Origin of the sequence: Paenibacillus sp. GCM10023250, from assembly GCF_042653205.1 — a bacterium.
Lineage (GTDB): Bacteria > Bacillota > Bacilli > Paenibacillales > Paenibacillaceae > Paenibacillus_Z.
The window spans coordinates 71,502-92,942 of sequence record NZ_JBHSHY010000022.1 but is presented as its reverse complement, the minus strand read 5'-3'; the positions used below and the strand labels follow the sequence as shown (position 1 = coordinate 92,942).

18 protein-coding genes are annotated in these 21,441 nt (G+C 64.4%); 15 read left to right on the top strand and 3 right to left on the bottom strand.

All coding sequences use genetic code 11. The features are described from left to right. The first annotated feature begins 4 nt into the window (after positions 1 to 4). The 4 genes from ACFPB1_RS17490 (at position 5) to ACFPB1_RS17475 (ending at position 4,436) form a co-directional block, all read left to right on the top strand. Positions 5 to 1,717 (top strand): FAD-binding protein, encoded by a 1,713-nt coding sequence (locus tag ACFPB1_RS17490; protein WP_379227390.1) that lies wholly within the window; start codon positions 5 to 7, stop codon positions 1,715 to 1,717. Between the two features lie 101 nt (positions 1,718 to 1,818). Further along, the gene (locus ACFPB1_RS17485; RefSeq protein WP_379227389.1) at positions 1,819 to 2,130 is read left to right on the top strand and encodes a 2Fe-2S iron-sulfur cluster-binding protein; all 312 of its coding nucleotides are present in this window, start codon (positions 1,819 to 1,821) and stop codon (positions 2,128 to 2,130) included. Between the two features lie 74 nt (positions 2,131 to 2,204). Further along, a complete protein-coding gene (locus ACFPB1_RS17480; protein ID WP_379227388.1) occupies positions 2,205 to 3,164 on the top strand; it encodes a 4,5-dihydroxyphthalate decarboxylase in 960 nt (319 codons plus the stop codon). An 84-nt stretch (positions 3,165 to 3,248) separates the two neighbouring features. Beyond that, positions 3,249 to 4,436 carry an LLM class flavin-dependent oxidoreductase gene (locus ACFPB1_RS17475; protein WP_379227387.1) on the top strand — a complete coding sequence of 396 codons (1,188 nt, stop codon included), beginning with the start codon at positions 3,249 to 3,251 and terminating at the stop codon, positions 4,434 to 4,436. Positions 4,437 to 4,579: 143 nt separating this feature from the next. Here the strand turns inward: ACFPB1_RS17475 and ACFPB1_RS17470 are convergent, their stop codons facing one another. Then, the gene (locus tag ACFPB1_RS17470; RefSeq protein WP_379227410.1) at positions 4,580 to 4,969 is read right to left on the bottom strand and encodes a hotdog fold thioesterase; all 390 of its coding nucleotides are present in this window, start codon (positions 4,967 to 4,969) and stop codon (positions 4,580 to 4,582) included. A 247-nt stretch (positions 4,970 to 5,216) separates the two neighbouring features. Here ACFPB1_RS17470 and ACFPB1_RS17465 point away from each other — a divergent pair, with 247 nt between their 5' ends. Both ACFPB1_RS17465 and ACFPB1_RS17460 read left to right on the top strand, forming a co-directional pair. Then, positions 5,217 to 6,110, top strand: coding sequence for a helix-turn-helix domain-containing protein (locus ACFPB1_RS17465; RefSeq protein ID WP_379227386.1), 894 nt, complete (start codon positions 5,217 to 5,219; stop codon positions 6,108 to 6,110). Between the two features lie 231 nt (positions 6,111 to 6,341). Next, a complete protein-coding gene (locus ACFPB1_RS17460) occupies positions 6,342 to 7,199 on the top strand; it encodes an oxidoreductase (RefSeq protein WP_379227385.1) in 858 nt (285 codons plus the stop codon). 255 nt (positions 7,200 to 7,454) lie between these two features. Here the strand turns inward: ACFPB1_RS17460 and thrC are convergent, their stop codons facing one another. Further along, positions 7,455 to 8,843 (bottom strand): threonine synthase, encoded by a 1,389-nt coding sequence (thrC, locus tag ACFPB1_RS17455; RefSeq protein WP_379227384.1) that lies wholly within the window; start codon positions 8,841 to 8,843, stop codon positions 7,455 to 7,457. 236 nt (positions 8,844 to 9,079) lie between these two features. Between thrC and ACFPB1_RS17450 the strand changes: the two genes are divergently transcribed. From ACFPB1_RS17450 to yunB, 8 genes are all read left to right on the top strand, one after another. Further along, positions 9,080 to 10,060, top strand: coding sequence for an aldo/keto reductase (locus tag ACFPB1_RS17450; protein ID WP_379227383.1), 981 nt, complete (start codon positions 9,080 to 9,082; stop codon positions 10,058 to 10,060). A 226-nt stretch (positions 10,061 to 10,286) separates the two neighbouring features. Continuing rightward, the gene (locus ACFPB1_RS17445) at positions 10,287 to 12,041 is read left to right on the top strand and encodes a spore germination protein (RefSeq protein ID WP_379227382.1); all 1,755 of its coding nucleotides are present in this window, start codon (positions 10,287 to 10,289) and stop codon (positions 12,039 to 12,041) included. Next, positions 12,038 to 13,129: a GerAB/ArcD/ProY family transporter gene (locus tag ACFPB1_RS17440; protein WP_379227381.1), complete on the top strand. Its 1,092-nt coding sequence runs from the start codon at positions 12,038 to 12,040 to the stop codon at positions 13,127 to 13,129. The genes ACFPB1_RS17445 and ACFPB1_RS17440 overlap by 4 nt, the downstream gene beginning before the upstream one ends. Then, complete coding sequence (locus tag ACFPB1_RS17435) at positions 13,126 to 14,409, top strand: Ger(x)C family spore germination protein (protein ID WP_379227380.1); 1,284 nt, start codon at positions 13,126 to 13,128, stop codon at positions 14,407 to 14,409. The genes ACFPB1_RS17440 and ACFPB1_RS17435 overlap by 4 nt, the downstream gene beginning before the upstream one ends. Further along, a complete protein-coding gene (locus ACFPB1_RS17430; protein WP_379227379.1) occupies positions 14,406 to 14,651 on the top strand; it encodes a hypothetical protein in 246 nt (81 codons plus the stop codon). Before ACFPB1_RS17435 ends, ACFPB1_RS17430 begins: the two co-directional genes overlap by 4 nt. Next, positions 14,648 to 15,760 carry a GerAB/ArcD/ProY family transporter gene (locus ACFPB1_RS17425; RefSeq protein WP_379227378.1) on the top strand — a complete coding sequence of 371 codons (1,113 nt, stop codon included), beginning with the start codon at positions 14,648 to 14,650 and terminating at the stop codon, positions 15,758 to 15,760. The genes ACFPB1_RS17430 and ACFPB1_RS17425 overlap by 4 nt, the downstream gene beginning before the upstream one ends. A 119-nt stretch (positions 15,761 to 15,879) precedes the next feature. Then, positions 15,880 to 18,237, top strand: coding sequence for an ATP-dependent helicase (locus tag ACFPB1_RS17420; protein WP_379227377.1), 2,358 nt, complete (start codon positions 15,880 to 15,882; stop codon positions 18,235 to 18,237). Between the two features lie 75 nt (positions 18,238 to 18,312). Continuing rightward, entirely contained in the window at positions 18,313 to 19,200 is an 888-nt protein-coding gene (gene yunB, locus ACFPB1_RS17415; protein ID WP_379227376.1) for a sporulation protein YunB, read from the top strand. Positions 19,201 to 19,310: 110 nt separating this feature from the next. Here the strand turns inward: yunB and ACFPB1_RS17410 are convergent, their stop codons facing one another. Next, on the bottom strand, positions 19,311 to 20,321 hold the full coding sequence (locus ACFPB1_RS17410) for a M23 family metallopeptidase (RefSeq protein WP_379227409.1): 1,011 nt from the start codon (positions 20,319 to 20,321) through the stop codon (positions 19,311 to 19,313). 227 nt (positions 20,322 to 20,548) lie between these two features. Here ACFPB1_RS17410 and lipA point away from each other — a divergent pair, with 227 nt between their 5' ends. Beyond that, complete coding sequence (gene lipA, locus ACFPB1_RS17405; protein ID WP_379227375.1) at positions 20,549 to 21,439, top strand: lipoyl synthase; 891 nt, start codon at positions 20,549 to 20,551, stop codon at positions 21,437 to 21,439. Positions 21,440 to 21,441: the final 2 nt, after the last annotated feature.

Sequence of the window (21,441 nt, the reverse complement as noted above, 5' to 3'; positions counted from 1 at the left end):
GCGTATGGAAGCATTGCAGGTGCAGACGGACGTTCTCATTATCGGAGCCGGCGCGGCCGGCATGATGGCCGCGAGAGCCGCAGCCGACGAAGGGGCAAGCGTGCTGCTGGCCGACAAAAGCTTGATCGGCCGGGGCGGGGCCACGATTCTCGCCCAGATGACTGTCGCGGTAGCGCTCGGCGAGGCCGAGGCGGACAGCCCAGACGTCCATTTCGAGGATACGATGAAGGGCAGCCGCGGGCTGGCCGACCCGCGGATCGTGCGGGCGGTCGTGGACCGCGGGCCGGAGGTCATCCTGGAAGCGGAGCATTACGGGGTCAAATGGGCGCGGACGCCGGACGGCAAACGTTCGCAGGCGTTCGCGCCGGGGCATTCCCGCGCCCGCTGCGTGTACGTGGATATTTTGAATACGGGCGGCGCGACCGTGAACGGACTGAAGCGGGCCATCTGGAAGGACGAGCGCATCCGCCGGCTCAAGAACGTCATGATGACCAAGATCGTCGTGGAGGACGGCCGCGCCGTCGGGGCCGTCGGCTTCGAGCTGGAGACGCTGCGGCCCGTCGCCGTCTCGGCCGGCTCGATCGTTCTGGCGACCGGCGGGCTGACGGAGGTATATGAACGCAACAGCGCGTCCGCGAACATGACGGGCGACGGCTTCGTCCTGGCGGCGGAGGCGGGCGCGGAGCTGCGGGACATGGAGATGGTACAGTTCTTTCCGATCGCGCATCTGTTCCCGCCGCTCGTCGGCATCGACCCCATCATGTGGGACCCGTTCCGCTACAAGCTGGGCGGGCGACTGCTGAACGGGGACCAGGAGGAATTCATGCACCGCTACAACGGCGAAGTGGCGGGCAAGTACACGGCGGCGCGCGACCAGACGACGCTCGCGATCTTCCGCGAGGTGGAGGCCGGGCGCGGCACGCCGCACGGCGGCGCGTACCTCGACTTCCGCATGGTGCCGGAGGACAAGCTGAAGGAAGCGTTCGGGCCGGTTATCGACATCCTGCGCGGACAGGGCGTCGACTTGACCCGGGACATGGTCGAAGTGGCGCCGATGGCTCACTTCATGCTCGGCGGCGTGCGCGTGGACGAAGCTATGCGCACCCGCGTGCCGGGGCTGCTCGCGTCGGGCGAGCTGATCTACGGCATGCACGGCGCGAACCGGCTGTCGGGCAACGCGATCACGGAGGCGCTCGTCACCGGGCGAATCGCCGGCGAGACGGCGGCTCGGGAGCGTGCGCTAGCGGAAGGACCGCCGGCTGCGGAGCGCGCGGCATCCGTGCTGCGCGCGCTGGAGGCGGAGCTGCCTCGGCTGGACGCGTTCTGGCATCCGTCGGCCGCGGAGCGGGACAGCGCCTCGCTGCAGGCGTTCAAGCGGAAGCTGCAGCGGATCATGTGGGACGGCGCGGGACCGCTCCGGACGGAAGCGGGGCTGACGGCGGCGCTGGCCTCGGTGCGCGCGCTGCGCGGCGAGCTGGGGGCGATCGCGCTGGCGAAGCCGTCGGCGTTCGCCCTGTCGCGGGTTGAGAAGCTGGAGGCGGCCAACATGCTGAAGGTCGGGGAAGCGGTTATCTTAGGCGCGATCGAACGGCGCGAATCGCGCGGGGCGCATGTGCGCCTCGATTACGAGGAGACGCTGGAGAACGCGGACGGCTTCAGCTTGTCGCTGGATGCCAACGGGGAATGGCTGCTTGCCCGGGCGGAACGCGGCGAATAGCGCGGTCTTGCGGTGGCGAGGGCGTGACGCGGCGCAGCGCCGATAGACATCATTGAAGCTGATAGACGGAGCAAGGCTGACAGACGAAGGAGGAATGCGGCATGTCCACCGTGAAGCTGCGGGTGACCCGCGGCGAGGCCGGCTCCGAGCCGGCCGCCGCGTCGTACGAGGTGCCTTACCGGGACGGGATGAGCCTGCTGGACGCGATCTTCTGGATCCGCGAGCACCAGGATCCTTCCCTGGCGGTGCGGTATTCGTGCCGCTCGGCCAATGCGTGCAAGGAGTGCTCGGCCCTCGTGGACGGCAAGGCCGGCTTCCTGTGCAGCATTCGCGCGCAGGCCGGCAGCGAAGTGCGCGTCGAGCCGCTGACCGGGCGGCCGTGGATCAAGGATCTGGCGACTTCGCTCGACTAGCGAAGGGCGCCGGCCAACCGGTCAATCGCAACGCTAGAAATGATTGAAAGATAGACGGAAGGAGCCGACCGAGGATGACGGAACCACTACTGACGATGGCGATGTCGGACAGCGACCGGACACAGAAGCTGCTGTCCGGCGCCCGCCGCCTGCCCGGTTTCGGGCTGGAGGCGCGGCACGAGACGATCGAGCATATTTTCATCGAGCAAATTTCAAGCGCGGCGTACGATATTTCGGAGCTGTCGCTGGCTTCGTACTTGATCGCCAAGGGGGGCGGAGATGAGCGGCTGACGGCCGTTCCCGTCTTCCTCTCCCGCGCGTTCCGGCACAACGCGATCTACGTGCGCGCGGACAGTCCGTGGCGCCATCCGTCCGAGCTGAAGGGGCGGCGCTTCGGATTTCCGGAATACCAAATGACGGCCGCCGTGTGGATCAGAGGCCTGTTCCGGGAGGAATGGGGCATCGGCACGGACGACATGGAATGGTTCACGTTCCGGCCGGAACGGGTGCCGGTGGACATTCCGGCGACGCTGGCGGAGGGCGACCTGTTCGAAGCGCTGCTCGAGGGCCGCGTGGACGCCGTGATGTCGGCCCGCCGCCCGCCGGCGAAGTACTTCCCGGCCTCGGGCGAAGGCGGCGCGATTCGCCGGCTGATCCCGGACGTCTGGGACGAAGAGCGGGCTTACTTCGGCCGCACGGGCATTTTCCCGATCATGCACCTCGTCTCGCTGAAGGCGGATACCATTCGGCAGCATCCCGAACTGCCGTCGCGGCTGTACGATCTCATGCTGGGCATGAAGAACGACGGCGTCGCGGCGCTGCTGGAAACGATTAAGAACCAGACGTCGGATCCATGGCTCTGGGAATCGGTCGAGCGCTCGGCGCGGCTGACGGAAGGCGAGCTGTGGCCGTACGGGGTTGCCGCGAACTGGCCGCAGATCGTCAAGTTCATGGGGTATCTGCGCGCGGACGGCCTGCTGAAGCGGGAGCTGGCCTTGGCAGAGGTCTTCCATCCGTCGGTGCTGCATACGTGATACGCGCCAGACAGGCGGCGCCGGTCGTCTGCTTCCAGGGGACCGGAACGCCGCCATATTTTTTTGGATAGGAGTAGGTACACGATGAGCGCATCCCAACAATCGGAAACGCAGCTTTGGGCGGCCGAGGAGCCGCAGAACCATCCGGACAGCCCGCTGTCCAAGGCGTTCGCCCAGCCGCTGATGCTCGGCTTGTTCCTGCCGCTGCAGACGGGCGGCTGGTCGCAATCGACGCTGCCGCGGGGAACCGACTGGACGTTCGACTATAACGCGCGGCTGACGCAGCAGGCGGAGCGGCTTGGTTTTGACATCGCCTTCGGGCTGTCGCAGTGGCTGCCGAAAGGCGGCTTCGGCGGGGAAACCGGCTACCGGGAAAACTTTCTCGACCCGTTCGTGTCCGCGGTCGCGCTCGCGTCGGTGACGAGCCGGATCCTGCTGATGGGGACGATCCACGTGCTATACGGACCGTGGCATCCGATGCATCTGGCGCGCTTCCTGGCGACGGCCGACCATATCTCGCAAGGGCGCTTCGGGGCGAACATCGTCACGGGCTACGCGGAGAACGAGCCGCGCATGTTCGGCATGACCCGGGCCGATCACGACCGGCGCTACGCCCAGTCGGCGGAATTCACCCGCATCTGCAACGCGCTGTGGGCCGGCGTCGACAACCTGACGTACGAAGGGGAATTCTACTCCCTCGAGAACGCGTACGTTTCGCCGCGTCCGAAGTACGGCCGTCCCGTGCTGGCGACGGCATCGGGCTCGCCGGCAGGCTTCGATTACGCATCCCGGTACTCGGACGTCGTCTTCGTCTCCAGCCCGGCCGGCGAGCAGCTCGCGGACGCGCTGCCGAGGCTGCCCGCCCACGTCGCGACGGTCAAGAACGCCGCGGCCGCCCGCAACCGTCAGGTGAGGGTCATCATCAACCCGACGATCATCGTGCGCCCGACGCGCGAGGAAGCGTTCGCCTACTACCGGGCGATCATGGACCATGCCGACCTCGGCGCGATCGGCAATTTCTCCGCGCGCCACGCCGCCGGGGACAGCCAATCCTGGCTGGAGCACTCGGCGCGGGGCCGCGCCGTCGGCGGGCATCTGCACATCGTCGGCTCGCCGGAGGACGTGGCGGAGCAGCTGAAGCAGCTCCACGCGACCGGCATCGACGGCATTCAGATCACCTTCTACGATTACGAGCCGGAGCTGGCGTACTTCGGCGAGAGCGTCATCCCGCTGCTCGAGCAGGCGGGGCTGCGGCTGCCGGTCGCGCCTTGACCGGGCGCCGCGAGCGAGCCTAGGCATCGAGCGGATGGCGCGAATCGCGAAGCGAGTTGAACGAACGGCAATAACCCTCATGTCCTGGACATGAGGGTTATTGCCGTTGCGATAGAGCGGCGCGCCCTGCCGTGACCGCGCGCTCAGGGCTTCTCGACGATCGCCACCGTGCAGCGGGAAATGCAGACGAGCTTGCCGGCTTCGTCGGCGATCCGGATGTCCCACACCATCGTCCTGCGTCCCCGGTGAAGCGGGGTCGCGGCGGCGGTGAGGCGGCCGTCCGTCTTCGGGCGCAAGTGGTTGGCGTTGATCTCCAGCCCGACGGCCGCGTATCGCGCCGGGTCGACGTTAAGCTCGGACGCGATGGACGCCGCGGTCTCGGCGAGCAGCACGGAGACGCCGCCGTGCAGGATGCCCGCGGGCTGATGGACCTTCGGGACGACAGGCATCTCGAGCACGACGCGATCCAGGGACAGCTCGGCGAATTCGATGCCCATGAGCCCGATCACGGATTTCGCGGCTTTCTCCCTCATCCAATCGGCGAACGAATCGTAGGACATGCGATGCGCGTCCAGGACTTCTTGAGCGACTATCATGCGCGGGTCCCTCCTTGGGTTAGGCTTGTTCCAGGATTACTTCATCGTATGGAGGGGCGGCGGGGTTCATGACGGGGAGCGGGGAAATTTCATAACGGCTGCCCGAGTTGAGCGCGGCTAGGCGCGAACGCTATAATAAGCCAAAGCATAGGTTCCCAATTATTTCGCCCAAGGAGGAATGCCCATGTCCATGAGAACCGCCAAAGTCGTCAAGGCGCCCCGGGAGCTCGCGGCCGCGCCGATCGGCCGGAGCCAGCTGAAGCTGAACGGGCTGACCGTCATCGAATCGTGTACCTACACGGAAGGGCTGACGGGCGAGCTGTTCCTGGAGCATCATCTGCTGCTCTTCGTGCTGAAGGGCAGCTACACCGTCCGGTACGGCAGCCAATGCTACGTCGTGCGGGAGAACGAGATGGTGCTGCTGCAGAAGGCTATCGTCGTCGAATACGAGAAGCATGGCGAGCCGGGCGCCGATTATTTGCTCGATTATATGATGTTCTTCCTCCACGACGACCTCATCCGCGAATTCGCGAAGCTGGCCGATCTCAAATCCCGCCCCGCTGAAGCCGTGCCCGTCACGGTCAAGCCCGCGTCCGAGCGGCTGATCGGCTACGCCGCGTCGCTCAAGCCGCTCTTCCGGGAACCGGAACGCGTCGACAACGCCCTCGTCAAAATCAAGCTGCTCGAGCTGCTGTTCGACGCGGCGGCGGCCGACGAGAGGTTCCTCTTCCAGTTCGCGCAGCTGAAGCGGAAGGGGAAGCGGAACATCGCCGAAGTCGTCGAGGAAAATCTGTTCAACCCGGTGACGCTGAGCGATCTGGCGTATTTGTCCGGCATGGGGCTCTCGACGTTCAAGCGCGAATTCAGCGATCGGTTCAATACGTCGCCGCTCCAGTGGATTCGCGCCCGCCGCTTGGACAAGGCGAGGGAGCTGCTGCTCCATTCGCCGATGTCAGTGACGGATGTCTGCTTCGCGACAGGGTTCGAGAACGTCGCGCATTTCTCCAAGGCGTTCAAGGAAAAGTACGGCGTCTCCCCGTCCGCATTCAAGCAGCGGTCGCGCCAGCTGCACGCCTGAGGGCATCATTCGTCTCCCATAGGCACCGTTGAGCCGAATTCACAAGCCGCTTGGACCGCACAGCGAAGCCGCGGCGGCGCAACTCAGGTATAGTGAAGTCATCGGCAAGGCAGGGCGCGGTTTTCCAAGCCGGCACGAATCGCCAAGCGCGTATCCGCAAACAATAAACGATGCGGAAAGCCTGCTTCGCCCTGTGGCCGATAAGCCAACTTACGGAGGAGAGACGAATTCATGCATACAACCGATCAGAAGGTATGGTTTATTACAGGCGCTGCCCGGGGCTTCGGATACGAGATCGCGAAAACGGTGCTCGCGTCGGGCGACAAGGTCGTCGCCACGGTGCGCAGCCAGCCCGACAAGCTGGCGGCCCAGCTGAACAATCCGGAGAACTTGTTCGTAACCCAGCTTGACATCACCGATGAAGAACAGGCGCGCACAGCAGCGGGCGAGGCGGTGGCGCATTTCGGCCGCATCGACGTGCTCGTCAACAATGCCGGCTCCGGCTTATTAAGCGCCGTCGAGGAAGCCACGGCGAACGAAGTGCGGCGGAATTTCGAGATCAACGTCTTCGGCGTCCTGAACGTCATTCGGGCCGTGCTGCCATATATGCGCGAACGCCGTTCGGGCCACGTCATCAACATATCGTCCATTGGCGGGCTCAGCGGCTATATCGGCTGGGGCGTCTACGGCGCGGCCAAATTCGCCGTCGAGGGCTTAACGGAAGCGCTGGCGCTGGAGCTCGCGCCGCTCGGCATCCACGCGACGGTGGTCGCCCCGGGCTTCTTCCGGACGGATTTCCTCGATTCCTCATCCCTCTCCCGCTCCGAGCGCGTCATCGACGATTACGCCGCCACGGTCGGCGAGATGCGCAGCTTCGCCGCGCAGGCGAACCATCGGCAGCCGGGCGACCCGGCCAAGCTCGGCCAAGCGTTCGTCCGTCTGGCGAATGCCGAGAAGCCGCCGGTTCACCTGCTGCTCGGGAACGATACGCTGGCCCGGTACCGCGAGAAGGCTGCGGCGCTCGAGATGGATATCCGCGAATGGCAGGACGTCGTGACGTCGACCGACCACGACGACGCGCGGGCATGATCAATCAGGGAATGCGGCCCGCGGCGCGCAGGCGTAAGGTTGCCTTTATTGTGCCTTGCAGCGGCCGATTCCATCAGCGATGACCCGGCGATGTTCCGGCTTGCGGGCGGACGAACCGTCTGCGTCCAGGCGAAGTGCCCGCGTCCGGGTGAAGTGCCCGCAGCAGGCGCCGCCAGTTCGGCGAAACACGACAAAGAGCTCCCGGCGGAAGGACTCGCCGGGAGCTGTTCGTATTGCCAGGCGAAGGCGGTTCGATTAGAAGAAGCGTTCCAGCTGCTCCGCGACCGCTTCGTTCGTGCCCGCCACGCGGGTTTGGAACTGCGGCTTGTCGCTCAGCGCCGCGATCTGCGCCGGGGCCGTCTGCACGATGTCGACGAGGCGGATCGCTTCGTCGAACTTCGCGGGATGCGCCGTCGACAGGGCGACGGTGACTTCGCCGTCCGCGGACAGCCGGTTCGCCGCCGCGACGCCGCAGGCCGTATGCGGGTCGAGCAGGTAGCCGTATTCGTCGTAGCAGTCCTTGATCTCGCGCAGGCATTCGTCGTTGCCGACGCCGTACGCCGCGAAATCGGCCTGCACTTGGCGCAGCGCATCGCCTTCGACGGCGATGCGTCCGTCGCGCTTGAACGCGTCCATCAGCGCGGCCACGGCGCGCGGATTCTCGCCGTTCAGATAATACAGGTAGCGCTCGAAGTTGCTCGCCACCTGGATGTCCATCGACGGGCTGTGCGTGCCGCGGAATTCGCCGGGCTGATAGACGCCTTCGGTCACGAAGCGTTCGAGGATGTTGTTCTCGTTCGTCGCGAGCATGAGCTTATGGATCGGCAGCCCCATGCGCTTGGCGAGGTAGCCGGCGAAGATGTCGCCGAAGTTGCCCGTCGGCACGCTGAAGTTGACGGATGCCCGGACGCCCTGCTCCGCCAAGCGGAAGTAGGCGTAGAAGTAGTACACCGTCTGCGCCAGAATCCGCGCGATGTTGATGGAGTTGATCGCGCGCAGGTGGTAGCGCTGCTTGAACGCCACGTCCGCGAACAGCTCCTTGATGATGCGCTGGCAGTCGTCGAAATTGCCTTCGACGGCCAGGTTCAGCACGTTGGCGTCGTCGACCGTCGTCATTTGCAGCTCCTGCACCCGGCTGACCTTGCCGTGCGGATGCAGGATGCAGATGCGGATGCCTTCCTTTCCGCGGACGCCCTCGATCGCCGAGGCGCCGGTGTCGCCGGACGTCGCGCCGAGGATATGGATGGTGGACCCGTTCTTCTTGGAGATGTAGCCGTACAGGTTGCCGAGAAACTGCAGGGCGATGTCCTTGAACGCGAAGGTCGGCCCGTGGAACAGCTCGAGCACGTGCAGGCGGTCGTGAATGCGGCGGACGGGCGTCACGGCTTCGTCGCGGAACGTGCCGTAGCTGTCGTCGACGAGCCGCTTCAGGTCGGCGCGGGGAATCTCGCCGTCGACGAAGCGCGAGAACAGTTCGAGCGCCAGCTCCGGGTAGGACAGCCCCCGCCACGCTTCGAGCTCGGCTTCGGATAGCTGCGGGATATGCTTCGGAACGAGCAGGCCGCCGTCGTCCGCGAGTCCCATGAGAACGGCGTCGACGAAGCCGACGGGTGCGATGTTGCCTCGTGTGCTGATGTAGTCCATAACGATCTCCTTCACCAAATTTTCAACCATTGTATCAAAAATCGCGTCCGATGCCCATTACAAAATTGCTCGGAAGCCGGATTGGAAATTTGGTCCGGGGCGCCCGCCTGCCGTATGCAAGCGCAGGAGAGGCGCATCGGTTTCCTGCGATTTGACAGCCTTCCCTCCCGGCGGGATACTGATTCCAGAACGGGAAGCATTCGCCTTCCCGCAATCACGAGAATGGAGCGATGGACATGCAGTACAGAAGACTCGGGGGAAGCGGGCTCGCCGTCTCGGCGCTCGGGCTCGGGACGAACGCGTTCGGCAAGCGCTGCGGCCGCGAGGCGTCGGCCGCGATCCTCGATTGCGCCCTCGACGCGGGCGTGAATTTCATCGATACGGCCAACATCTACGCGGGCACGGAATCGGAGACGATCATCGGGCACGCGCTCAAAGGCAGGCGCGACCGGGCGGTGCTCGCCACCAAAGCCGGTCTTCCGCGGCGCGAAGGCCCGAACGGCGCCGGCTCCTCGCGGCAGCATCTGCAGCGGGAGCTGGACGAGAGCCTGGCGCGGCTGCAGACCGATTATGTCGACTTGTACCAGATTCATACGTTCGACCCGTACACGCCGCTCGAGGAGACGCTGCGCGCGCTGGATGACTTCGTGCGCGCGGGCAAGGTGCGCTACATTGGCGCGTCCAACTACGCCGCGTGGGAGCTGACCAAGGCGCTCGGCATCAGCGAGCTGAAGGGGTTGAACCGGTATGCGTCCGTGCAGACGAGCTATTCGCTCGCCGACCGGACGCCGGAGCGCGAGCTCGTGCCGGCCTGCCTCGACCAAGGCGTCGGCATCATTCCGTACTTCCCGCTCGCCGGCGGCATCCTGAGCGGCAAGTACGCGGGCGAGGCGTCGGCCGCGGCGCCGCAGGGCTCGCGGGCCGACACGGATCAGGGCTTCACCCGCTTCATGCGGGATCGCGAGCTGTCGCTCGGCCAGGCGGTGAAGCGGATCGCGGACGCGCACGGCGTTCGTCCCGGCGCGCTCTCGCTGGCCTGGCTCATGGCCCGTCCCGCCGTCTCCACGGTCATCGTGGGCGCGACGAAGGCCGAGCAGCTGGCGGACAACCTGGCCGCGCTGTCCATCGTTCTCACGCCTGAGCTGCAGGCGGAGCTGAACGCGGTCAGCGAGCCGTTCCGCAGCGGCGAGCCGTTCGCGACGTACCGGCTGCCCTGACGGGCGGCCTGCGCGTCCGCGCCAGCTCAGCCGCCCGGACGCCGACCGCCCGGCGTCCCCAACCGTCAAGCCGCCCCGCGCCGGAACTTCCCGTTCCGGGCGCGGGGTGGTTTATTGGCGTTCGGTTGGTACGGCCGGCGAAGCGCTCCGAACGATTGCCGCGGGAGCGTTTAGCGATGGGGAAAGATGGAAAAATTAGTAGGTAACACCGACAAGGAGACTGCCTATGAACGCCGAAGCATCCCTGCAGCCGATCTCACCTATGCTGGCCGACAACAAGGACACCTTGAGCGGCATTTATTCCAAATGCAACGACGTCATCTTTCGCGATCTGAGAATCGGCAATGAGGCGGATGCCTTCGTGCTGTTCATCGACGGTCTGGTCAACGTCGAGGTGCTCGACCAGCATATTATCCGGGCGCTTCAGCGCGTGTCGATGTCGCTTGGCGACCTGAACGCGCGGGAGAAGCTGGAATCGACGCTGTCGATCTCGAACCTGCTGTCGGTAGACGCCATCGAGGACGCCTGCTGGCATGTCGGCAACGGCTGCATCCTGCTGTTCATCGACGGATTGTCGGTCTGTTTCGCGATGGGGCTGGCGAAGTGGGAGAAGCGGGCGATCGAGGAGCCGACCGCCGAATCGGTCGTCCGCGGCCCGCGCGAAGGGTTCACGGAGACGCTCAGCGTCAACCGGTCCATGCTGCGCCGCAAAATCAAAACCCCCGCGCTCAAAATGGTGCCCTTCCGGCTCGGCCGCCAAACCGATACGGAGGTCAACCTCACCTATATCGAGGGCACGGCGAGCGAATCGCTCGTGATGGAGGCGAACCAGCGGATCGCCGGCATCGACATCGACGGCATCCTCGAAAGCGGGTACGTGGAGGGACTGATCGAAGACAGCCCCTTTTCTCCATTTCCCCAGATGCAGGTGACGGAACGGCCCGACGTCGTCGCCGCGGCGCTGTTGGAAGGCAGAATCGCCATCCTCGTCGACGGCACGCCGTTCGTGCTGATCGCGCCCGCGACGCTGTTCTCCATGCTGCAGTCGCCGGAGGACTATTACCAGCGCTTCTACGTCGGCTCGCTCATTCGGTGGCTTCGTTATCTCTTCTTCGTCATCACGCTCGTCCTGCCGTCCCTGTACGTCGCCATTCTGACGTTCCACCAGGAGATGGTGCCGACTTCGCTGCTCCTCAGCATCGCCAAATCGCGGGAAGACATCCCGTTCCCGGCGCTCGTGGAGGCGCTGCTGATGGAAGTGTCCTTCGAGGCGCTCCGGGAGGCCGGGGTCCGCCTGCCGAAGCAGGTCGGCGCCGCGGTCAGCATCGTCGGCGCGCTGGTCATCGGCCAGGCGGCCACGTCCGCGGGCCTCGTGTCCGCGCCGATGGTCATGGTCGTCGCCATCACCGGGATCGCGTCCTTCATGATGCCGCAGTACAGCGCGGGCATCGCCATCCGGATGCTGCGGTTTCCGATCATGTTCCTCTCCGGCATGCTTGGCTTGCTCGGCTTGATGCTGGGCATTATTTTCATCGTCGTGCATCTCTGCTCGCTGCGGTCGTTCGGCGTGCCGTACCTGCAGCCGATCGCGCCGATGAAGGGCTTCGAGCTGAAAGACGTGCTGATGCGCCCGCCGATCTGGATGCAGCGCAGGCGTCCGAGCCTGACGGGCGACTCGCCGAACCCCATCCGCCAAGTGCAGGGCCTGAAGCCGAAGCCGCCGCAGGGCAACGCGCCGCAGGGCAAGGGGCAGGGGCAGCAAGGCAGCGCGTCGCAAGGCAGCGCGCCGCAAGGGAATGCGCCGCAGGGCGGCGCGTCGCAGAGCGGCGGGCCGCAGCAAGGGATGACGCCGCAGGGCAACGGCTCCCAGGGCAGTTCGCCGCAAAGCGGCGCACCACAGGGCAACGCGCCGCAGCAGGGCAGCGCGCCGCAAGGCAATACGCCGCAAGGCGGCGATTCGCAAGGGACTGAGACTTCATGATCGAAAAAGGGCGCATAACGCCGCTGCAGCTTGCCATTTTCATGCATCCGACCATCCTGGCCACGGCTTCGCTCTCCGTCCCCGCCATCACCATGAAGACGGCGGGCCGCGATATGTGGGCCGCGCCGATCGTCTCTTCCGTGATCGGCTTTTTGGTCGTGTTCGTCGTCTACAAGCTGCACGAACGCTACCCGAACGATACGTTCATTCAATACAGCGAATCCATCCTGGGGCCGTACCTCGGTCGCTTGATCGCGGTGTCCTACCTCTTCTCGTTCGTGTATACGAACGGGATCGTCATCCGCGAATACGGCGAATTCATCGCCGCGACGTTCCTGCTGGAAACCCCGACGGTATTCGTGATCATCTGTCTGATGTTCGTCTGCGCCTACGCGCTTCACCAAGGCATTGAAGTGTGGGCCAGGGCGTCGCAGCTGCTCATTCCGGCCGCGCTCGTCATCATCGTCCTGATGCTGATCATCATGGTGCCGGACATGCACGTAAAGGAGATGTTTCCGATGATGGAGTTCGGGCCGCTGCCGCTGCTGCGGTCGTCCATCGTGCCGTCCTCCTGGTACTCGCAGTTTTTTATCATCGCGATTTTCCTGCCGTATTTGACGAAGAGCCGCGTCTCGGCGTTCAAGTGGTGCATGATCAGCGTAGCCTCCGTGCTGGCCACAATGACGTGCATCAACCTGGCGGTGCTGTATATTTTCGGCGACATCAACAAGGGGTACAACTACCCGTTCCTGATCGCCGTCCGCTACATCTCGCTGTCCGACTTCATCGAGCATGTCGAGTCGCTGCTGATGGCGGCGTGGCTGGTCGCGATCTTCATCAAAATCACGGTCGTATATTACGCCGCCGCCCTCGGAACGGCGCAGCTGTTCCGGTTGTCCAATTACCGCGTGCTCATCGCGCCGATCGGTCTGCTGATGACGCTGCTCAGCCTGTGGTGCGCGCCGAACTTGGAGGAGCTGCTGGAGCTGCTCGGCAACAGCGTGCCGTTCTTCTCGTTCATCTTCCAGCTGATCATTCCGACCGCCATGCTCGGCATCGCCGCGGCGAGAGGGGCGAGGGCGTCATGAGCGCACGCCGAGCGGGCCGGATCGTCCTGCTGCTGGCGGTCCTCGCCGGCGCTCTGCCGCTGGCAGGCTGCTGGGACCGGACGGAAATCAACGACCTGGGGCTGATCACGGGGGCAGCCATCGACCGGTACAACAGCAAGCTGATTCAGCTGTCCGTGCAGATTTACATTCCCCGTGCATCGGGAGGCGGCGGAACCGGCGGCGGGGCAGGGGGAGCCGGCATGGACATGAAAGGCGGCGGCAATTCCAATACCTTCGTGCATTCCGGCATTGGCGAGAATATCGCCGACGCGCTGTCGCACATTCAGGAACGGCTCCCGCGCAGGTTATTCTGGGGGCACGCCGAGGTGATCATATTCGGGGAAGAGCAAGCCCGGCATGGCATCGGGGACGACGTCGATTATTTGATGCGGGCGCCGCAGCCCCGCGAACGGGCGTATATCTACGTGTGCGACGGCATGGCGAAGAAGGCGCTCGAGATGCAGGCGGTGCTCGAGCGCGATTCCTCCGAAGCGCTTCGGGAAATCGCCAAAAGCAAGCTGACCATGAGCGTGACCATGACGGAGCTCGCGCAGATGCTGACGAGCGATTCCGGCGCGGCCGCGCTGCCCTGGCTCCGGATGAATCCGCCGCATACCAAGCGAAACCCGGACTCCACGGCCAATTACGCGAACGGTACGGCGATCTTCAAGGGAGACAAGATGGTCGGCGTCGTGGACGCGGCGACCACGAGGGGCATCCTCTGGCTGCGGAACGAAGTGAAGATGGGCGTCGTCACGGTCAAGCCTGAGAAATCCACGGGTACGGTGTCCGCGAAGCTGCTGCGGAGCAAGACGAAGCTGTATCCGCATATCCAGGGCGGCAAATGGAGCATGACCGTCCGCATCAAATCCGAATTGGAGGCGCTGCAGAACGCCTCGTCCGCGAATTTGCTGTCCAACCCCACGGATGTCAAGTACGTGGAAGGCGCCATGGACAAAGACATGACCGACCGCGTCGAGCAAGCGCTGCGGCGGGTGCAGAACGGGCTGAAGGCGGACGTCTTCGATTTTGCGGGGGAATTCCACCGGGCCTACCCGAAGGAGTGGCACCGCAGCAAGGCTCGATGGGACGAGATTTTTCCGGAGGTGGACGTGAAGGTGGAACCGTCTTCCCTGCTGCTGCGCCCCGGCTTGACCAACGTGCAGTCGACGACGACGAACGGGGATGAGCAGGAGCGCGCGGCGAAGGACGGGGAAGATCAGAGCGGCGGCGAGAAGGAAGGAGAGGATGCGGAATGATATGGTATGCCATTCCGAGTCTATTGACGACGAGCTTTTTTTTGGCGGCCGCGCAGTGGCGGTGGACGCGGAGCGCGCCTCGCCGCGAGAAGGCCGCGTATTGGGTGCTGACCGCCATCGGCTGGGCGGTCGGCGTGCTGCTCTACCTATTCCCTCGTCTGCCGGGTCCGAGCGAGTTCGTCGATTTTTTGTTCGAGCGCCTCGGTACGATGCTCATTAATCGAGGGCAGGCCGGCACATGAAGACGAGGGAACGGATCGGCGGCAAGCAGCTGTTCTGTCTGATCGCCGTCATGCAATCGGGCATGAACGTCCTGCTGACCATCAACCCGACCATCGCGGCCGCCAGACAGGATGCCTGGCTCTCGGAGATTCTCGCGGGCGCGGCCGGCATGTTCATGGTCTTCGTGCATGCCCGGCTCAGCCTGCTCTATCCCGGCATGACCTTCGTCGAATACGTCGTGAAGATCGTCGGCAAATGGGCGGGCAACGCGCTTATCGGATTTTACATGCTGTTCTGGTACGTGGTCCTAGCGATGATCCTCCGGCAGTACACGGAATTCATCTTGTCCACCATTCTGCCCCGCACGCCGCTGCTCGTCCCGCTTCTCGGCTTGCTGCTGGCGGCCGTCTACGTGACGGCGGCGGGCATCGAGGTGCTGGCGCGCTGCGCAGAGCTGTTCGGGCCGTTCATCCTGCTCGGCATCTTCCTGCCGCTGCTGTTATCGATCAGCGACATGAAGATGATTAACGTGCTGCCCGTCTACGCGGACACGGGCTTCCTTAAGATTTTCGAAGGCTCGCTGCCGACCATGACGTTTCTCGGCGATTGCGTCATCATGTGCATGCTCTACAAGTTCGTGGATAGGCCGAAGCGCGGCTCGCGTTTCGTCCTGCTCGGCGTCGCCGTCTCATCGTTTCTCACCTGCGTCAGCACCTTTCTCGTCGTTGCCGTGCTGGGTTCGGCGCAGGGCGCGGTCATTACCTATCCGTACTTTAACTTGATCCGCAACACCTCGTATTTCGATTTCGTGCAAAACCTCGACTCGCTCGTCATCGCGATCTGGATCGTCAGCGTGTTCATCAAGGTATCGCTCTATTTCTTCGTATGCGCGCACGGGACGGCGCAGTGGTTCGGCGTGCGGCGCTGGCGGCGGATGATCTGGTTCACGGCCCCCGCGGTCGTGGCCATCGCGCTCGTCCCGCGCGATTTCGTGGAGAGCTCCGTCATTTTCCCGCAGCGGATCGCGATTCCGTACATCCTGCCGTACCACATGTTCGGCATTCCGTTGATCCTGTGGGCGATCGCCAAGCTTCGCGGCGCCGGCCGCCCGGCAGCGGGCAAAAATTAACCCTTGCGCCGGAAGGCGGGTTCTTGCGATACTGGACGTAAGCAAACGACGGAATACGGCATCCCTCTCTCGGCTTCGGAAGAGGGATGTTTTCGCGTCCGTACGGAAGGAAGGAAAGCATGGCCGCAGGCATGGATTTTTTTGAGCGCAAGCAGGCGGAGCTCGGCGTACGGTTGAACGAGGTGCAGCGCAGGGCGGTGCTGCATACGGAGGGCGCGCTGCTGCTGCTCGCCTCGCCGGGCTCCGGCAAGACGACGACGATTATTATGCGCATCGGCTACCTGATCGAGGTGAAGCGGGTCCATCCGTCCCGGATCAAGGCGGTGACGTTCAGCCGGGCGTCGGCGCAGGATATGAAGGAGCGGTACGCGCGCTTTTTTCCGGATCATCCGGAGGGCGGCGTGCAGTTCTCCACCATCCACAGCTTCGCGTTCGAGGTCATGCGGGACTATCTGCGCCGCGCGCGCACGTCGTTCCAGATCATCGAGGGGGACGTCGATCCCGAGGCGGGCGAGGAGCTGCCGCTTCATAAGAAGCTGATTCTCCGCGACCTCTATCGCAAGGCGAAGGGCGAGAACCTGACGGAGGAGCAGATGGAGGAGCTGACGACGTTCATCAGCTTCGCGAAGAACAAGCTCCTGCCCGAAGAAGAGTGGACGGACGTGCCGTGCGACGTGCCCGAGGCGGCGCGGGTCATGCGCGAATACGAAGCGTTCAAGCGGTCGTTCGAGGGCAAGCTGCTGGTCGATTACGACGACATGCTCGTCCTCGCGAACGAAGCGCTCGAGAAGAACGGCGAGCTGCTGTGGAAATACCAGAACCGGTACGACTACGTCCTAACCGACGAAAGCCAGGACACGTCGCTTGTGCAGCACGCCATCATTGAGAAGCTGGCGCGGCGGCACGGCTGCCTGTGCGTCGTGGCGGACGACGATCAGAGCATCTATACGTGGCGGGCCGCGGAGCCGCAGTATTTGCTGGACTTCCGCCGGGTGTTCCCGGATGCGGCGGTGCTGAAGATGGAGCAGAATTACCGGTCCTCGCGCAACATCGTGGACGTCGCGAACCGGTTCATCAAGCGCAACGAGAAGCGCTACGACAAAAACATGTTCACCCGCAATCCCGGCAGCCGGCCCGTATATCTGAAGCAGCTGGACGACTACAAGGGCCAGGCGAAATACGTGGCCGCGGCCGTCGAAGGCAAGGAACCGCTGCGCGAGACGGCTGTACTGTACCGCAACAACGCTTCGTCGATCATGCTCATGAACGAATTCGACCGCCGCGGCATCCCGTTCTACATGAAGGACGGCGATAACCGCTTCTTCTCGCATTGGGTGGTGGAGGACGTGCTCGGCTTCATGCGGATGGCTTACACGGACAAGCGTCCCGATCTGCTCGAGAAGATCCATACCAAGATGGCCGGCTACGTATCGAAGGCGCAGATGGCCGCGCTGCAGGCGATCGACAACGGCGAATCCGTCTTCGACAACCTGATCGCGCTCGTTCCGCTCCAGCCCTACCAGCCGAAGCAGCTGCAGGAGTGCAAGGAAGCGTTCCGGGCGATGCGGGGGATGGAGCCGCGCGCGGCGATCCGCCTCATCCGCTTCAAGCTCGGCTACGAGCGGGCGCTCGACCGGATGTGCGAGCGGCTCGGCTTCCGCAAGGAGGGGCTGACCGGCATCCTGAACACGCTCGAGGACATCGCCGACGGGCTGCCGGCGCTGGAGGATTTCGCGGCTCGGCTGAAGCATCTCGAGACGGCGATGAAGGCCTCGAAGAAGAACCGGCAGGCCGACGCCGTCACCTTCTCCACGCTGCACAGCGCGAAAGGGCTGGAGTTCGAGCGCGTGTTCATCGTCGACCTCATCGATGGCATCCTGCCGTCCAAGGAAGACGCGAAGAAGGTGAACGGCGAAACGTCCGACCTGATGGAGGAGGCGGTCCGCCTGTTCTACGTCGGCATGACGCGGGCCAAGCGCGAGCTCACGCTGCTCAGCTACGCGCGGCGCGACGGCGAGGACGTGAAGGAATCGCCGTTCATGGCGGCGGTGCGCGAGCTTCAGGCGCCGCCGAAGGCGGCGGAGCCGGCCGCGCCCGCCGGCTCCGGGTCCGCGCGGCCGGAAGCCGCCTGGCAGACGGAAGCGGCCGACGGCCGGCCGGACCGCGCCGGGCGGAAGGCCGCGCCCGGCGGCAAGCGCCCGGCCGCGCGCGAACGCGCCGGCGCGCGGCCCGTGCCGGGCGGCTCGGGCGTGACCGTCACCGAAGGCCGGCCGGGCGATGCGCGGGGCGAGCGCAATCCGCGCGCGCTGCGCAGCTTCGACGGCTTGAAGCCCGGCGATGCGCTCGTCCATTCGGCCTTCGGCGAAGGCGAATTTCTCTCCGCCGGCCGGGACTACGTCGAGATCCGCTTCGGCATCGGCGTGCGCAAGCTGTCGGCCGCGGCCTGCATCGGCGCGGGCATGCTGACGCGCCGCTAGCCGCCTTCTTTTTTGGACGCCTCCCGCATAAGCTTGGAAAGGGAAGCGGACAAACGCTCGGAAGGGGGACGTGCGATGCGCAGATGGGGAAGAAGAGGCTGGCGGAGCAGAGGCGTCCGGCGCCGGTCCGGCGGCGCCGCGGGCGGCAAGAAGCCGAACCGCCGCCGGAGGCTGGTGCTGCTTCTGACCCTGCTGTTCCTGATCTTCTTCTTCCAGACGTTCATCTTCGTCGAGCGGAATTTGCAGAAACCGCTGATGGCCGTCGCGAAGGTGCGCGTCAAGCAGGAGGCGACGCAGGCGATCAACAAGTCGATCACCGAGCAGGTGGCGGAGAGAACGAACGCCGACAGGCTGATCGATTGGAAGACCAACGCCGCCGGCAAAATCTCCGGCTTCATGCTCAATTATTCCGAGCATATGCGGATCACGTCCGAGACGATCGACACGGTGCAGCAGACGCTGGACCGGATGGGGGACATTCCCGAGAAGATTCCGCTCGGGCAGGCGCTCGGCAGCGCGATCATCGCGTCGTTCGGCCCGCGCATCCCGGTCAAGTTCGAGCCGATCGGCGCCGTGAAGGTGGATTTGAGCACCCGGCAGAAAGACGCCGGCATCAATATGATTCTCGTGGAAGTGTACATGCACATCGCGGCGGAGGTGTCCATCATCATTCCGTTCGACACGAAGCCGGAGCTCGTGGAGACGGAGATTCCGATCTCCTATCTGCTCGTCGTGGGCGACGTGCCGACGTATTATTACGACGGGAAAGGCAATCCCGTCGGCGATACCGCCCCGAACGCCCCGAGCATCGCCATTCCGGCGAATCCCGGCGACAAGCAGGGCGGCGCCGGCGGCGCGGGCGAAGGCGCGGAGGCGGACGGTGGTTCCGCGCCGGACGAGGACGCGCTGCCGGCGGACGCGTATGGGCACGCGGACGCGGACGAGGCGGACGCCGAATCGTGACGTCCGGCCACGCGAAGAAGAGCGCTTATCGGCTTGGGACCGGATAAGCGCTCTTCTTGTTTTGCGCGCACGATGCCCGGAGCGAGGCCGGGGGGAGTCGCGCGGTGCGGCTACCGCCGCGCGGCGCGCAGCGCGCGGCGTTCTTCGGCTTCCCACTGCCGCAGGCTCGGATACGGGTCGAACGACCATTCCACGAGCCCGCGGTCGCGGTAGATGCCGTAATGCAGATGCGGCGGGAATTTGCCCTGCGTGCCGGGGCGGCCGTAGCCCGAGCTGCCCACCCAGCCGATCGTCTGCCCCGGCTTGACGATGGAGCCGACCGCGATCGTCTTGTCATAGCCGGACAGATGCGCATAGTAATGATAGTAATTGTTGAGGTCGCGGATGCCGATCCGCCAGCCGCCGTAAGGGTTCCAGCCCTTCACCTCGACAACGCCGAAGCAGGTGCTCCGCACGGGCACGCCGTGGTTCGCGAAGATGTCCGTGCCCTCGTGGATCCGGTAGCCGCCCCAGCTGCGGCGCGTCCCCCATGTCCCTTTGTACGAATAATTGTTGCCGAGCGGCAGAGGGAAGGCGTGCCGGAACAGGTCGAGCTTGCCGTAGGATTCGTACAGGCGCGAGAACTGCCGGATGCGCTGCACGGCCCGCGTGTTGTGGTAATACTGCCACAGCCCGATGGCGAAGTCGTCCTCCTCCGTGCCGTACTGCAGCAGATGGTTGGCGACGGCGTACAGCAGATCGGTATCGTCCGTGCGCTTGGCGAGCCCGTCGCCGTCGCCGTCTTCCCCGAGGCCGTGGAACCAATGGATGGACAGCGGCGACTGGTCGCCGCTGTCCGGGTTCAGCTCGCCGGCCCATTGCGTGTCGGTGACGAACACGCCGATGTACGCGCCGAGCTGCTCGCGCGTCTTCGGGCGGGCTTTGGTCATCGTCCGCTCGTACTGATCCACGGCGGCCAGCCGATACCAGGGGATGCCCGTCACGATGCTGATCTCGTCATACAGCACGCGACGTTTGGCGTAGATGTCCTCTTGGGATTCTTTTTTTCCGGGCTCCGCCGCGGCCGCCCGTCCTGCGGCCGGCTGCAGGAGCAGCGCGAGCGCGAGCGGGAGCACCGCCATGAGGCGGAAAGCATATGATTTCACATGGTTCAGCCTCCAAGCATGGGGGCCGTCCGTCAGCCGCGCCGATTCCGTCGCCGGCACGTGCCGCGTCGGGCCGTTTGTCTTAAATTGGACGCCGCGCGAAGCGGCGCCTTCCTGCAGTTATGGTTTGCAAATCATTGGTTTTTATCCGAAACATGCTATAATAAGACGGAATCATCGAACAGGAAAGCAGGTACTAGCGGATGAAAACCAAAGAGAAGCAACCCAAGCCGGAATGGCTGCGAATAAAGTTAACGACGGGCGGCAATTACGCCGAACTCAAAGATATGATGCGTTCCAAGACTTTGCATACGGTATGCGAAGAAGCCCGCTGCCCGAATATTTACGAATGCTGGGCGAATCGGACCGCGACCTTCATGATTCTCGGCGACATTTGCACGCGGGCGTGCCGGTTCTGCGCAGTGAAGACCGGACTGCCGACGGAGCTCGACCTGCAGGAGCCGGAGCGCGTGGCGGAAGCCGCGGAGCAAATGGGCCTGCGCCACTGCGTGGTCACCTCCGTGGCGCGCGACGATTTGAAAGACGGCGGCGCGAGCATTTTCGTGGAGACGATCAAGGCGATCCGCCGTAAGCTGCCGTTCTGCAGCGTGGAAGTGCTCATTCCCGATTTCATGGGGAACTGGGACGCGCTGCAGGCGGTCATGGATGCCAAGCCGGATATTTTGAATCATAATATCGAGACCGTGGCCCGGCTCTCGGACCGCGTCCGCGCGAAGGCCAAATACGCGCGTTCCATGGAGCTCCTGAAGCGGGCCAAGGAGATGCAGCCCGATATCCCGACCAAATCGAGCATCATGCTCGGCGTCGGCGAGGAATGGGACGAAATTTTGGAAGCGATGGATGATTTGCGCGCCGTGGATTGCAATATTTTGACGCTCGGCCAATATCTGCAGCCATCGCCGAACCATATGCCGATCGCGCGTTATGTGCATCCCGACGAATTTGCGAAGCTGAAGGAAGAGGGTTTGAAGCGCGGCTTCAGCCACGTGGAATCGGCGCCGCTCGTCCGCAGCTCGTACCACGCGCACGAGCAGGTGAAATCCGCGGAGGAAGCCCGTACCGCATCCTTGTGAGA

Excerpts from the sequence above, each read along its gene's own strand:
- ACFPB1_RS17490 (WP_379227390.1), top strand. The coding sequence starts at position 5 with ATGGAAGCATTGCAGGTGCAGACGGACGTTCTCATTATCGGAGCCGGC.
- ACFPB1_RS17485 (WP_379227389.1), top strand. The coding sequence starts at position 1,819 with ATGTCCACCGTGAAGCTGCGGGTGACCCGCGGCGAGGCCGGCTCCGAG.
- ACFPB1_RS17480 (WP_379227388.1), top strand. The coding sequence starts at position 2,205 with ATGACGGAACCACTACTGACGATGGCGATGTCGGACAGCGACCGGACA.
- ACFPB1_RS17475 (WP_379227387.1), top strand. The coding sequence starts at position 3,249 with ATGAGCGCATCCCAACAATCGGAAACGCAGCTTTGGGCGGCCGAGGAG.
- ACFPB1_RS17470 (WP_379227410.1), bottom strand. The coding sequence starts at position 4,969 with ATGAGGGAGAAAGCCGCGAAATCCGTGATCGGGCTCATGGGCATCGAA.
- ACFPB1_RS17465 (WP_379227386.1), top strand. The coding sequence starts at position 5,217 with ATGTCCATGAGAACCGCCAAAGTCGTCAAGGCGCCCCGGGAGCTCGCG.
- ACFPB1_RS17460 (WP_379227385.1), top strand. The coding sequence starts at position 6,342 with ATGCATACAACCGATCAGAAGGTATGGTTTATTACAGGCGCTGCCCGG.
- thrC (WP_379227384.1), bottom strand. The coding sequence starts at position 8,843 with ATGGACTACATCAGCACACGAGGCAACATCGCACCCGTCGGCTTCGTC.
- ACFPB1_RS17450 (WP_379227383.1), top strand. The coding sequence starts at position 9,080 with ATGCAGTACAGAAGACTCGGGGGAAGCGGGCTCGCCGTCTCGGCGCTC.
- ACFPB1_RS17445 (WP_379227382.1), top strand. The coding sequence starts at position 10,287 with ATGAACGCCGAAGCATCCCTGCAGCCGATCTCACCTATGCTGGCCGAC.
- ACFPB1_RS17440 (WP_379227381.1), top strand. The coding sequence starts at position 12,038 with ATGATCGAAAAAGGGCGCATAACGCCGCTGCAGCTTGCCATTTTCATG.
- ACFPB1_RS17435 (WP_379227380.1), top strand. The coding sequence starts at position 13,126 with ATGAGCGCACGCCGAGCGGGCCGGATCGTCCTGCTGCTGGCGGTCCTC.
- ACFPB1_RS17430 (WP_379227379.1), top strand. The coding sequence starts at position 14,406 with ATGATATGGTATGCCATTCCGAGTCTATTGACGACGAGCTTTTTTTTG.
- ACFPB1_RS17425 (WP_379227378.1), top strand. The coding sequence starts at position 14,648 with ATGAAGACGAGGGAACGGATCGGCGGCAAGCAGCTGTTCTGTCTGATC.
- ACFPB1_RS17420 (WP_379227377.1), top strand. The coding sequence starts at position 15,880 with ATGGCCGCAGGCATGGATTTTTTTGAGCGCAAGCAGGCGGAGCTCGGC.
- yunB (WP_379227376.1), top strand. The coding sequence starts at position 18,313 with ATGCGCAGATGGGGAAGAAGAGGCTGGCGGAGCAGAGGCGTCCGGCGC.
- ACFPB1_RS17410 (WP_379227409.1), bottom strand. The coding sequence starts at position 20,321 with ATGGCGGTGCTCCCGCTCGCGCTCGCGCTGCTCCTGCAGCCGGCCGCA.
- lipA (WP_379227375.1), top strand. The coding sequence starts at position 20,549 with ATGAAAACCAAAGAGAAGCAACCCAAGCCGGAATGGCTGCGAATAAAG.